Below are 12333 nucleotides of genomic sequence, written 5' to 3'. Positions count from 1 at the left end.
TGCATTATGTACTTGATGTCATCGCCGACTGGCCTGTGAACCGGGTGGGTGCTCTGCTCCCGTGGCGGGTTACTCTGCCTGCCTGACCAGCTTCACTTCGTCAATACGGTTCTCACTGCACGCTTACCATTCTTCCAGCAGGATTGCAATAAGCAGTCGGCCAATGCGTCCATTACCGTCCAGAAAGGGGTGAATAGTTTCGAATTGCGCATGCACCAGGGCAATCTTAACGAGTGGAGGTAACGTCTGATTTTGGTCGTGAATAAACAGCTCCAGATCAGACAAGAGGTTCGTGACTTCTTCCGGGGGAGGAGGAACATAGACCGCATTACCAGGACGAGTTCCGCCTATCCAGTTCTGGCTGGTTCTGATGTTGCCGGGTTGTTTATTAGCGCCACGAATACCATTGAGAAGAACCTTATGCGCTTCCGTAATCAACCGCACCGATACAGGAAGACCTTCAGGTGAGTTAATTTGTTCCCGGACATACCGGAATGCCTGCAGATATTGTGTAACTTCTTCAACATCATCCGCATTGGCAACGGATAAACCTGCTTCGTCATCAAAAACGTCTGTCAGGGTAGCTTGGGTACCTTCCAGCTGGGAAGTTAGCAATGCCTCGCGGCGCAAGGCGCTGTAAATGAGCCACTCTCCGGAGGCAACGAGACCAGACATACCTGAAAGCCTGGCCAGGGCAAGTTCAGCTCGTGTATTTTGTTCTTGCCATACATGGGGATCCAGTTCTGGTTTCGTTGGTGGCAGAGGAAATGGCACAAAGGCATGAACAGCCTCATTGTGGCTTTGGGTGGTTTTGTAGTGGCCTGTTACTCGATTCATTAAAGCTCCTTTTAATAAGCTAGATAGTTATTAAAACATCCTTTAATAACAATATCACTAGTTAAAAAAAGCTTTAATACAGAGGCTGACTCTGTTTATCTTGGCGTCGGTGGTTCCCAGGTATTCTGATGTGAAGCTTGAGCATCCGGAGCATAACTGCTTTGATTCAACACATTTGTGAATTGTTGCTCATGCTCAACACGTAGCTGGTCTACATCCGGCCGTGCGATATGGTATTCAGCTTCATCGCGGTGGTTCACATTGTGCCATGCCACCATTTTGGCAAATGCTGTATTGAACTGTTCATCATTCCCTTCTGGTGCCATCGCGACGGTCGGAGAACGACTGAAGAGAACCGGTGCGACTTTGACCATATCCCGCTTCAGCGAATCGTAATCGCCGGTGTTTCTGAAAATAACCCTGTCGCCATAGTCAGTGCAAATGTGACGACCTGTCTCCGGATCCCGGAACTGGACGCGACCATTTTTCTTCAGTGAAGCCTGTAGGCCAGGTACACCGGAATACATCGGCGTACCACCAGGTTCACAGATAACAACACATCTGCTGTCTGTAGTGGATTTCACTGCATTACCACGACGATCCTTGTAATCCCATCCCCTTAGCTGTGATATCGCAGCCTTGTCACCTTTCACCGCTTCAGCTTCAACCCACTGCCGGTAAGACGGCGGATACCATGTTCCCTGTCCGATGAGTTCAGCGCGTTCAGCTTTCATAGCTTCTTTCAGTGTAATCAGAGCCTGCATACGCTGCAGTTCTACAATATGGTAATACAGCTTTCTCACCAGAGGGTCTCGATGTTCGATACGGATGCGCGCTTTACGCATCCGGCATTCATCATGTATAGCCTGGTAGCGCTCACGACCACGCAAATCCGGACGCTGCCAGTTAGCCCGCCAGGCTGCATAACGGGCTTTCAGATCTTCTCTTGCAGCTGCGCGCGCTTCACGGCGCTGGCGACGCAATTCAGGGTCACGTTTCATACCAGGAATATCGCGATCGCTCACGGCCAGTTCCGGATTGTAACGGCTTACCGGCTTAACACGTTCAAAGATGTCTGCCGGCACTGGAACAAATGAACCAGCATGAGGTTCCGCACGCGCAAGTGTAAGATCCGGATGAACATGACTTGCCTTAACAGGAGTCTGTTCGCGATTATAGGCATCCATCACAACCAGCCCCTGCTGCTCACGAACTAACAACAACCCTTGTTTCGCAAACTGTTCATGACAGCGTTCCCAGGAAAAGTGTTTACTGCTTATAAGCGTTTCAATCTCCTGACGGCAGTGCGAAACAGCATAGCCCCAGAGGCTTTCCTTATCGGAGAAAATCTCGCGTTTCAGGGCTCCCTGTGGACCCGATCCTGTACGCAATTTTCGCCATTCCCGATCGGAAACTGGAGTTGCTTCCAGACCGCCACCAGTGAACTGTTCTGCAGGAGGAACCTGCTGGAAAATGTCTTTTGGTACCGGCTTCCAGCCACCTTTATACGAGTCCAGGACCGCTTTCGTTAGCGCAGGCCATACCCGTTCTGCCCTGACTGGTGTGCGCGTTGGATCATATCCATCACAGATAACCAGTCGATCATGTTGTTCTTTAAGATACAAACCCGACTTTGCGAGGAGTGTATGTACCGACTGTATAGTTCGTTGCGACGGGTCCTGATCAAGTGCAATCAGCGGTGCGCGTAAACGTGCGGTCGCATAGTCAGTTAAGGTATCTTTCTCTGTCATTCGTTCAGGACGCGACGGCACTGTAATTTTCTCAGGTTCGTAACGGCCAACAGCCTGGACTTGCGAAAAGATATCCTGTGCAGGAGGAGTAAACTCACCCAGTTTACGAATAAGTTTTTCGGTATCGAAAGCGTGACCAAATGCCGAAAGCGTTACGCCAGGACGCTCACTGTCCCAGCCATCCTTCACTTTCAACTCGCCGTTATCCGCTGACAGGAACAAACCTTCTTTAGCAAAACGCTGATGGAGAGAAGACCAGTCAGTCACAGGTGCTTCCCGTAAACCGGCTATAGCAGTGTCAGCGATGTATTCTCTCAGGCTCTGAATACGACCACGCTTCCAGGCACTTTGACGATCACGTTCAATCGAAGTACGACGAACAATACGATTGTCAGGTGCAATCACATAGCACCCATTATCGGGCGAAAAACCATGCTTAAGCTCCAGCTCACGGCAGGCCTTACTCAGTTTTTCCTGGCTGTAAGCGAGACGGTTGAGATAACCGGTCTCCGGATGTACACGGTTTACAGCAATGTGGACGTGCAGGTTATCTGTGTCAGTGTGAACGGCAGCGACAAACTGATGTCCGGTTAAGCCGAGGCGGGAAAGTGTGTGACTGACCGAATCATAAATCTGTTCAGGGCGTGGGCTTTCATGAGATTGCCAGCTCAGAATATAGTGAAATACAGGGTCGCTTTTGTTGTGGGCGAACTTAGCTTTTCGGGCGGAGAACTCCATCTCTTCGGCTGCACTTTCAATGGATGTGCAATTGTGAAAACAGGTCACACCATAAAAATTTACCCACTCCCCGCCGTCTGGCATAACGTCAACCAGTGAGATAAACGACTCATCGCGCAGTTTAGTCGCGTAATCAACAAGACGAGTAAACCTACTACGGTGCGGCATTTCTGGTTTTGTTCCGGAAGCTTTAACAGCTTCCATCAAATCATCATCGCGCGGTTCATCACGAACTGAAACGTAAGACACCAGATCCCCAAAGGAGGACTTGCCGTCTTGTCGTTTAGGTGGAATAACCGCGATCATGATGTTCTGATTCTCTCCGTACTAGTCGTTGCTCATAAGTTTTTTTCTGAGCGTGGTGGACAGTTCTGATATTGCTACAAGGACCGTGGAGTATTCTTTATCCCCGACTCTTTTCCCTTCAACAAACAGATGCTTTTGCAGTCTTCCCAGCCTCAATAACTCAGTCATAAAGCTGTCGTCGATGAGTGAAATGACCTTTCTGTTCATCGCAGCGTTACGAATGTAAGCCGATACGCTTTGCCCAACCTCTTCCGCTTTCCCTTCAATTTCTTCGATTTCATCAGGGGTAAACCTCAGAGTCTTGATAACGGTTTTTTGCCGTTTATCACTTCCTCTTCGGGATACTTTGTTGCTCATGTGTGCTCCTTACTCGGGTGTCGGGGCGGAGCCCTGACCAGGTGGCATTTGTAATATCGTGCGTGCGCGGTATTACAAATGCACATCCTGTCCCGTTTTTTCGGCCATTATACGCTTCGCTGGCTGTTTCGCCTAGTGGCGATTTGACGGCATCGGCAGTGCGAGACACTGCCACTTTTCATTTGGCAATGGTATGATTTACATGAAAATCATAGCGGCAATATGTGAAAGGAATAATTTGATATGGCAGATAAAAAATGGTTCACAACGGAAGACGTTGAAATGGCAAAAATGACGTTAGATTCTCTACCTGATTTAACCGAGAAACGTCTTACCAAATCCGACGTATTGAATAAACTGCAAGACCAGATAATTTTGCTTTCTGGTCATAAAGGCTATTCTGTAGATGATATCCGTTCGGCTTTAGAGGGTGTGGGTATCCAAACAAGTGTTAAAGCTATTCGTGAAATATTAAGTAAGCAGAAAAAAACAACAAAAGGGGCAGGTTTATCTCGTAACAGAACGAATAAAAATTCTAATCAAACTCCAGTGAATAAAGAAAGTTAAGAATTTTTACGGAGAGCAACTGGAACCTGATGAGAGGCATTATTTTACCACGATAGTGGTTAGATAATTCCGAACTGTGTAATTAGTTTAAAACTGATTCAATACCTGTGTTTGTCACGTATAGCACCATAATTAGCGGGAGTTTCCTCCCGCATTGCATCATTCATGACTTCAACTTTTGCATCATTTCAGCCATTCCCCACAATGCACGGTTCAGTTTTACATCCCCATCAATTCCAGTCACTGCACGCGTACGCTGTCTCTTTCCTTGCGCTGTTTTTCCCAGTAAACCACCCTTTGTCATATTCTCCTGAACACGCTGATACGTCGTCCAAAGATCATTAGATTTATCTTCATTTCGGCGAACATTGAGCAAATCGAATGGTGCCAGAGGTATGTGCTTTCCTTCTGAGTTTTCATCATAACGCCAGCCCAGAGCGGTCTGTGCAAAAATTTCCTGCTCCTCGCGTGTCAGCGCGGTGTCTTTCATTATTTCTCGTGACTCTGTTATTTCGTCAAAAATTCCCAGAACCTCGTATGCGCCTTCTATAACTTGCTCTACTACATCGCCTTTGTGCGGGACACGTATCTCACCGAACGTCTGCCCGCAAATCATCCCGTTGGTGCAGACGAAGCGGAACATTCCCGGAATCATCTGATAACTGCTGCTACCATCGTGGCTATTCAAAAGAATTATTTCCGGAACCTCTTTACCTGCAATTTGCCCGGCACGACGCAAACGCATCATATGTTTGGTGTGACCACGTTTTCCTTCATCACGAGTGCGTGTCTGGCAAGCAAAGAACGGGAGGAAACCTTCTTCGCGCAATTTTTCCAGAACGGTAATCGTTGGAATGTACGTGTAGCGTTCGCTACGTGAATCATGTTTGTCCTCGGAGAAAATACTCGGAACAACATGCATCAGTTCATCGTTCGTCAGTGGACGCTCGCGACGGATGACATTCATTGATGCAAAACGAGATGCTAAACGGGCCATAGTGATTCTCCTCATGATGATAAAAAATTGCTTCTGCCGTCGCCTTTTTGATGATGATTCACCATCGCGGGAGGCCGTTCCCGTGATAAAGCGAACGGCCTGACCTGCAAGGAGGAGATGCAAGGGTGCAGCAGGAAGCCGCAGCGCAAGCGACCAGAGGGAGTGCGAACGGGTGAGTGATGTCCCCTTGCATAGACTCCGGGTCGGGCCAGAGTCTTTCACGGGTAAGGCAGCACGCGGTGAGCAAAGTACTCAAAAGGTGAAGCTGGAATTAAGCCAGCGGGCGAAGCCCGTTTCCTTTCTGGGGCCGGAAGCGGCCCCAGTCAGGGCGGCGCTGACGGAACGGCAGCTGCAAGCCCGTGCGCCGGAGGTGGGGAATTATGCCCGGCTCTTCCGGGCGAATACTTACCATTCAAAAACAGGTGCGCCTTCCACATGATCGCCCACGGCAGAGAAGTGGATCATGCTGACATCGGCCTGACGAATTGCGCAAAAGATGAATGCACGTGTGGTTCTCGAAATACCCATTTTTTTCAGTCTGTGTAACGGGTTAGTAACGGCATCGAGCCGAATCAGGTAGCCCACTCCGGTATTCATTAACCACCCGCTGTCTTCATCCCAGAACACGATGTTGTCGAGAATATTATGATCTTCCAGTGTGATGTGATTGATGCAACACTCCAGGACAGGGCGCATCATCATGCGTGAAAGCACAACACGAGGTCCCCATTTCAGAGAGTCGGTAACATCGTTCCATGACCACTCTTCATCATCAGGAACGGGAAGCGTCAGCAACCTGAAAGGTACACCAATTTTTTCTGCAAGAATTTCTCCCATTCCGATAACAGGATCATCACGTTCATTAAGGTCACAGCACGCAATAAATTCACCGTTCAGGTAAATGGCTTCCTCGCCGTTATCAAGCTGAATAGCTGTTACGCCACGTGGCGCATTTTGTAGATAATATTTTGTCATTGGTTATTCTCCGCTATGGCGCTCAAAAGCCGCCCCGTTGCGGGGCGGCGGCTGTCAGATGTAGCCCAACTCGGCGTTCACGGTAGTCATGAACTGCTGCCAGTATTCAAATCGCAGCGCAGGTACATGCGCGCGGCGGCCACTCTTCAGAGCGTTTACAAACGCCTTCGCCTGTGCGACTATTTGCGGGTCGAAAATCATAGTTAACTCCTTTGGTTTAGATGAGGACCAGTTGCATCTGGTCTGGAAGAAGCAGAGTTCGCGCTCTGCTTTTTTATTGCCTGTGATCCGGCAATCCTTTCTGCGTCGATGACGCAAGCCTTCAGTTGTTCCCCCCCGGCTCCTTCTGCCGTCTCTTTTTTCTTCGGCTTCCGGGCCAGAACGAAACGCCCTCATTGCGCAGACGATTCGGCAGCGCCCGAAAGAGGCTGCAAGGGTTAAGGACTTATTTTTTCTGCGTCACACCGGAAAAAATCAGGCCTTAAGCAGCTCTGCTGCGACCCTTTCAGACGCTTACGGGAGATGCCAGTCTGCATCAGCAATGAGAGGCTTTCGTGCGTGCGGAGGGGAGCCGAAGGGGGCGCGCCTTTCGCATTTTCCTTTCTCTTTTCGCTGTCAATTTCAACATCAAAAAAAGTGCAATATCTGCACCTTTTAACCTTCAAAAAAACCATAATTTCATTATAAAATAAGTGCAATTTCTGCACTTTTTTAAGGATAAATAATGACAGGTTACGAGCTTCGACTCTGGAGAAAAGGCCTCGGCTGGAGCCGTGACAAGGCGGCTGAACAACTGGATATCAGCCTGCGAACCTATAAAGACTACGAAAACGCGCCCCGCCTGAAACGCAGCATTGCGCTGGCAACAGTGACGCTATCACTACAGGACCAGCTGCCCCGATTCAGACAGAACCGGACCAGCGGCGACAAAATGCGTGAAATGCTCAATGTGATGATCGATGATGCGATCCATCCGGATTAACGGCCCTTCCCTGCGAACCTCCCCTGCAACGTGTCCTGCACATATTTTTGCGCCATATTCCAGACTCGCGCTTCATCTTTGCTCAGTTCCTCTGAATCAATGGCTTCACAAGTATAGTAAGCATCCCATGGCGGCGGATGACTGACCGCTTTGGGCATATTCAGCAGTTCAACCGCCGCGCGAACTGCCGGAAGCACATCACCCGAATCGACCCCTTCATCAAAAATTATCTCTGTGCCCATCGCCACGTTATCCTCCAGCCACGCCAGCAGGATTTCCAGTTTGTGGGGTTTGCTCATACGTCCTCTTTCGGTGTGGCCCGGCAACCGCCGGGCCTGATTTTTCAGTCAATGGCCCGGTAAATCAGATCGCGTTCCGGGTGTTTGATGATGCTGATATAGTCCTTCAGCGCGTCCTGACGATCGACAAGCCCCTGGCAGACTTTCGCCATGCGCTCCCCCATTTCATAGACCTGCCAGTTCAGACGATTGAGGGACATCAGTGTCGCAATGATCCCGGCGGCCTCCGCTGAAACCTCAGCATCGAAGTAATTTCCCGGCATGGTCACGTGATACACCCCTTCCGGCGGTACCAGATACCCGGTCGGTCGGGTAATACAGTCCTCAGTCCATCCGTCAATTCGACCGCTGATACCACGCGGAACGGCAAAGTAACGCCAGAAACCTCCGTCATACTGGCTATGTACCTGTAACCAGGAGGCGACCAGCTGGTCGCCCTGCGGCGTGAAGAATAATTCAGGAATAAAGGCCAGACGCTGGCGCGGGTCAGTGATTTCAATGCTGGCAGTCGGGGCAATCATTGTGGAAGTCATCATTATTCGGCTTTCCTTAGTGGCCGCCAGTGGCGGCCAGTTTAAGTGGCGCTGCCGGAACGGCAGCTGCAAACGCTATATGTCAGGCGGCAATATCGAGGCCGTACATAAAGTCCTTCATTGCTTTCATGCGTCTCTGGAACTCCAGCTTGTTTTTAAAGTCGTTCCAGTAATAAACCGGGGTATACCGCGCACGATGCAGGTTCATTGTCAGCGTGTTGCCTGTGATAACTTCCGCCGGGATACCCAGTAACGAAAGCTGAACAAACGCCATATCGGCGGCGATCGGGTCAATATCGATACAGCTTCCGAACATGTGATTCGAATGGTCATATCCGGCATCTAACAGGCATTCGGCATAGGCGATAATCATCCCCGCCGCGCCGCTCGCAGGGTCACTGACGGTGACAAAACCCTCGCGGCGGATCGACTCTTTCACGCCGGGCATCATCATTCGTGCCATCATCGACTGAACGGAATACGGCGTGAAGTATTGCCCCATGCCATTAGATCCCAGCTCCAGCTCCATGAAAATCGCGCCGAGAAAATCATGAAATTTGGCATCGAGCGCGCACACCATCAGGATGAAAAGATCATGCATTTTCTGAATATCTGCGGCCTCGTAGCGCTCGCAGACTTTGCGGCTACGCTCGATATTCTCCGGTGTAAGAATCCGCGCCAGATCCAGCTCACTGGCAGAAAGCGTGATGAAATCGCAGAACACATCCCAGCGGCGCATATAACGCGCGGTATCGTTAAACAGGCGGATAAACTGCTTACGTGCTGCATCCACGTGCATCAATCCGATAATCGGCTTCTTTTTGGAAACCGGAACAATTGGAATAACGTTGTCAGACTCACGCGCCTGGTTGAAAAATTCTGCAAAACTCAGTTGTGACATAGTTCCCCCTGCTTGCCGCCCCTTCAGGGGCGGCTCCGTGTATCAGTGTGTTTTCTGGCTTTCAGGAATGAAGGTCGCTTTGACCTTCGCCACAATGACGGCGTGATTCAGGTGGCTGTAATCACGCAGACGGAAATAACGCTTGCCGCAGCGCACGAAAATATCAGTCACGTTCCCGCAATACATTTCCTGCATCATGAACGTTTCAGTGTCCTGCGCGGTGTCGCTACGCCAGTTCATTGGCGGCATCATCCCTGCCGCGTCATGGAACTTGTACACGTCGATTTCGACGGGTGCAGTGACAGCCGCTTTTTCGCGGGTCAGCCAGTAGGCGCGCTCGGCCTCGGCGGTCGCGTTCATGTCCAGCGTGTGGGTCGGTTCGGTCTGATATACGTGCATAAGGATCTCCTTTCTTTTAATCACATCACCCGTTGAGTTACGGGAGCCGCGGTTTTGACGTTTTGCGGGAACCTGCTGAAGTTTCCCGGGTTGTTTCACTTCACCCGTTTGAGAACCTTCGCCGCAGGTGCAGCACGCCACCGGCCGACGCCGGAATCCGGGGCGGAAGCGCAAAGTTTTTACCTGGAAAAAGTTTTCGCTGGAGAGCGGCAGCGGCCCTGGATGACAAGGAGGACTGTGGCGTGATTCAGCACCCAGGAGGAGGATCTCAAAGGGAGAACGCACAACGGAGAAGACGAGCCGGGACCCGCCGCAACGGCGATACGCGGCAGCGTAGCGATGTTGCCCTGCAGAATCCCGTCGCCGGCGACGGGATGGTGAGAGCGGCGTGGCCGGAACGGCCGCAGCAAGCGTGGGGTTGACCTTCTCCATCGGACACTAGCGAATAGCCCGAAACCCGCAGGGGTTCGGCGGAGCCTGGCGGGTGCGTTAAGCAGCTGCCCTGGCGGAGTGTGGCCTGACGACCTGGCGCGCTGGCGCGACGGGGAGCCGAAGGTGGTCGGGTTCTTCGCCTTTCTGGTTTGAAACAGCAAAAATCCGGGAGAAAATGGCACAGCTATCAGGGAAAGTGGTACAGAAGTGAGTAAAGAGAAACAGACGGCAGGAAGAAAGCGGAAGACGACTAAATGACCATAATGAGGACATAAACGGAGGGGAGGATGGGAGGCGCGCAGCGCCTCTCCCCCGCCCTTCCAGCTGGGCGCCCTGCAGCAGGTTGTTCATGCCAGGCCAGACAGGGAAAAGGGCCTCCCTGCGAACAGGGAAGCCCTTCTAAAAGCGCTTGCGGCAATGGTCCGACAACATCCGATACCCTGAATGGCGGGGGTTTCCCCCCGCCGGGGTTAGCTACTTAGCGGATTCGTAAGCCAGTATTGCAGCGACCTCCCGTTCTCCGTCCTTCAGCCTGATTTCGCAAAGCGATTTTCGGGTCAGGTATGTGAATGCCAGCAGTGTTAAACACACTATAAGCACACACCAGATAACGGGACTTCGCGGCAGTTTCATGGCCTTCTTCTCCTTGCCTTACGGCATCTAAGAGGCTATCCTGATGGTGTCGATTCATGCAGGGGCCTCGGTTAATGAAAATTAACTGGGGCTTTTGTCTTTCTGCCTCACGACACAGGTACAAACCACCGGAACATCCTGAGGCAAAAAGCCTCAAGCGCCACCGCCATTATACCGTTCATCCCTCTTTCTGCCCAGGAATAGGCAGCTAACTGTCTTAATTTATCCTGCTTATCCGTCTTCCCGGGGATCGCCCTCCCCTCTGGCCCACTCAGTAATCTGCTCATCCAGCACGGCAAGTTGCGGGTATACCGCCTCAGCCAACAGATAAAAATCTGTCTCCAGTCCGCCATGCCAGTCGGCCCATTCGGCAGACATATCATTCAGTTTGTCGACGATGGTCTGCAGCTTCTTACGCTGACTGCGTGCGAGTTTCAGTTCCTCGCGGAACGGGTTTCGTTTTCTCACGGCCAGACCTCCCGAAGAGTGATCTTGTTCGGTACCATCCAGCGTTCAAGCTCGCGTTCTTCAGGCGAACTGGCTCCCGCAACGTCGTGAACATCCAGCACAACCTCCAGCGCCGACAGGTTATACCCGCGAACCAGAGATGCCAGTGACGGACAACGTTCTGTCCACGCCCACAGCATTTTTTCCAGATCGTAGTCCCGGATATCCTGTTGTGACCAGTGGGCATACCAGGTGCGGATAGTCTCCGGTGTGTGAAATGCCAGGTCAATTTCGGCCTGCCCGGTCAGATTGTCATACTTCTCTTCCCGCTCTCTTTCTCGGCGTGCCTCCTGACGGCTGTATAGATCATCTTCACGCTGGTAACGGCTTGCCTGACGCTCTCCCACACTGAACGCCTGCTCCGGAAACAGCGATGTCACCATCGAGGTATCAAGCGGTGAATAACAATGCCGACCCCGCGAGCGAATCAGAGTATCAAATGCTTCCTCATACTGAGCGAGCGGGACTTTGTCGTCCTTGTACCAGTACACGCCGCGTACCTGGTTAATGGCGCGACCGCTAATTTTGCTGCTCCCACACAGGAACCGGAAAAAGGCCCGGGCATAAGGGTGCGGCGGATTACCGAACCGCCTGTCCTTCTGGGTTGTTTCCTCAACGTGCATAATGGCACGGAGTGCAGCTTCACGTTCTGGCAGTTGCGTCACAAGAGAGAGATGGCGTGGAATGCTCATGCTGGTATCTCCTCTTTCAGAATAGACATGATGTCGCATAGTCCGTATCCATCCCAGTGAAGGCCACTGATCTGGCACAAAATGCGGCTGATTTCACTGGCATCGAAGAACGAGGACTGGTGAACACAGGCCAGACGCTCTCCCTGAGACATGGAAATCAGCACAAGCCAGTAATCACTGATTTCACCAGGGCTGCATACCACCACTTCAAAGCGCTCATGTTCGGGGGTAAAGCGAATCTGAACCGGAAACAAGCCGCCGAACTCACTGCGAAATTCTCCGTTCATGTCCCATTTGTCAGGAAGCGCGAAGGAATTCATGACGGCATTAGTGAGTTCACTGCGATACTGAAAACCCGCTGCTCGATGGGCTTCAAACTCTTCGGCGGTCATCGCGGCAAGACGGGAATGATGAATACTCATAGGGT

17 protein-coding genes and 1 pseudogene are annotated in these 12333 nt (G+C 51.3%); 3 read left to right on the top strand and 15 right to left on the bottom strand.

Translation table 11 applies throughout. The annotated features are described in order from the left end of the window. The coding region (locus tag OOJ59_RS28310) for a hypothetical protein (protein ID WP_235635113.1) at positions 1-86 on the top strand (86 nt) is incomplete at its 5' end. A gap of 37 nt (positions 87-123) precedes the next feature. Here OOJ59_RS28310 and OOJ59_RS26385 read toward each other — a convergent pair. The 3 genes from OOJ59_RS26385 to mobA form a co-directional block, all read right to left on the bottom strand. Beyond that, a complete protein-coding gene (locus OOJ59_RS26385; RefSeq protein ID WP_268063539.1) occupies positions 124-837 on the bottom strand; it encodes a Fic family protein in 714 nt (237 codons plus the stop codon). Between the two features lie 95 nt (positions 838-932). Then, positions 933-3632: a relaxase/mobilization nuclease domain-containing protein gene (locus tag OOJ59_RS26380; RefSeq protein ID WP_099530120.1), complete on the bottom strand. Its 2700-nt coding sequence runs from the start codon at positions 3630-3632 to the stop codon at positions 933-935. Positions 3633-3653: 21 nt separating this feature from the next. After that, complete coding sequence (mobA, locus tag OOJ59_RS26375) at positions 3654-3989, bottom strand: plasmid mobilization protein MobA (RefSeq protein ID WP_099530123.1); 336 nt, start codon at positions 3987-3989, stop codon at positions 3654-3656. Positions 3990-4232: 243 nt separating this feature from the next. Between mobA and OOJ59_RS26370 the strand changes: the two genes are divergently transcribed. Next, on the top strand, positions 4233-4556 hold the full coding sequence (locus OOJ59_RS26370) for a molybdopterin-guanine dinucleotide biosynthesis protein MobC (RefSeq protein WP_180956651.1): 324 nt from the start codon (positions 4233-4235) through the stop codon (positions 4554-4556). Between the two features lie 163 nt (positions 4557-4719). On the opposite strand, the gene OOJ59_RS26365 is transcribed toward OOJ59_RS26370, so the two are convergent. The 3 genes from OOJ59_RS26365 to OOJ59_RS26355 all read right to left on the bottom strand — a co-directional run bounded on the left by OOJ59_RS26365 (position 4720) and on the right by OOJ59_RS26355 (position 6729). Further along, positions 4720-5553 (bottom strand): DUF932 domain-containing protein, encoded by an 834-nt coding sequence (locus OOJ59_RS26365; RefSeq protein ID WP_099530125.1) that lies wholly within the window; start codon positions 5551-5553, stop codon positions 4720-4722. A gap of 405 nt (positions 5554-5958) precedes the next feature. Further along, positions 5959-6528: a DUF5983 family protein gene (locus OOJ59_RS26360; RefSeq protein WP_053069312.1), complete on the bottom strand. Its 570-nt coding sequence runs from the start codon at positions 6526-6528 to the stop codon at positions 5959-5961. Positions 6529-6582: 54 nt separating this feature from the next. Further along, positions 6583-6729, bottom strand: a complete 147-nt coding sequence (locus tag OOJ59_RS26355) for a hypothetical protein (protein ID WP_048227658.1) — start codon at positions 6727-6729, stop codon at positions 6583-6585. A 523-nt stretch (positions 6730-7252) separates the two neighbouring features. On the opposite strand from OOJ59_RS26355, the gene OOJ59_RS26350 reads away from it, so the two are divergent. Further along, positions 7253-7510, top strand: coding sequence for a helix-turn-helix domain-containing protein (locus OOJ59_RS26350; RefSeq protein WP_040231225.1), 258 nt, complete (start codon positions 7253-7255; stop codon positions 7508-7510). Here OOJ59_RS26350 and OOJ59_RS26345 read toward each other — a convergent pair. The 9 genes and pseudogenes from OOJ59_RS26345 to psiB form a co-directional block, all read right to left on the bottom strand. Beyond that, positions 7507-7809: a DUF957 domain-containing protein gene (locus OOJ59_RS26345; protein WP_099530126.1), complete on the bottom strand. Its 303-nt coding sequence runs from the start codon at positions 7807-7809 to the stop codon at positions 7507-7509. The two genes, OOJ59_RS26350 and OOJ59_RS26345, sit on opposite strands and share 4 nt — an antisense overlap. Before the next feature lie 44 nt (positions 7810-7853). Next, positions 7854-8345, bottom strand: a complete 492-nt coding sequence (locus OOJ59_RS26340; protein ID WP_053389748.1) for an antirestriction protein — start codon at positions 8343-8345, stop codon at positions 7854-7856. A 79-nt stretch (positions 8346-8424) separates the two neighbouring features. Continuing rightward, the gene (locus OOJ59_RS26335) at positions 8425-9243 is read right to left on the bottom strand and encodes an N-6 DNA methylase (protein WP_053389747.1); all 819 of its coding nucleotides are present in this window, start codon (positions 9241-9243) and stop codon (positions 8425-8427) included. 42 nt (positions 9244-9285) lie between these two features. Further along, positions 9286-9642 (bottom strand): hypothetical protein, encoded by a 357-nt coding sequence (locus OOJ59_RS26330; RefSeq protein WP_040231230.1) that lies wholly within the window; start codon positions 9640-9642, stop codon positions 9286-9288. Positions 9643-10548: 906 nt separating this feature from the next. Continuing rightward, complete coding sequence (locus tag OOJ59_RS26325; protein ID WP_228719026.1) at positions 10549-10674, bottom strand: type I toxin-antitoxin system Hok family toxin; 126 nt, start codon at positions 10672-10674, stop codon at positions 10549-10551. Further along, positions 10616-10765: pseudogene (locus OOJ59_RS26320) on the bottom strand (DUF5431 family protein); the annotation flags it as partial. The pseudogene OOJ59_RS26320 and the gene OOJ59_RS26325, both read right to left, overlap by 59 nt. Positions 10766-10938: 173 nt before the next feature. Further along, a complete protein-coding gene (locus tag OOJ59_RS26315; protein WP_048227663.1) occupies positions 10939-11175 on the bottom strand; it encodes a hypothetical protein in 237 nt (78 codons plus the stop codon). After that, the gene (locus OOJ59_RS26310) at positions 11172-11906 is read right to left on the bottom strand and encodes a plasmid SOS inhibition protein A (RefSeq protein ID WP_048227664.1); all 735 of its coding nucleotides are present in this window, start codon (positions 11904-11906) and stop codon (positions 11172-11174) included. Before OOJ59_RS26310 ends, OOJ59_RS26315 begins: the two co-directional genes overlap by 4 nt. Next, the gene (gene psiB, locus OOJ59_RS26305) at positions 11903-12328 is read right to left on the bottom strand and encodes a conjugation system SOS inhibitor PsiB (protein WP_053389746.1); all 426 of its coding nucleotides are present in this window, start codon (positions 12326-12328) and stop codon (positions 11903-11905) included. Before psiB ends, OOJ59_RS26310 begins: the two co-directional genes overlap by 4 nt. Positions 12329-12333 lie beyond the last annotated feature (5 nt).

It is taken from the genome of Citrobacter sp. W9 (genome assembly GCF_026719375.1).
GTDB classification, from domain to species: domain Bacteria; phylum Pseudomonadota; class Gammaproteobacteria; order Enterobacterales; family Enterobacteriaceae; genus Citrobacter; species Citrobacter werkmanii.
The sequence above is the reverse complement of the archived record's forward strand: the minus strand, read 5'-3'. Positions and strand labels throughout refer to the sequence as shown.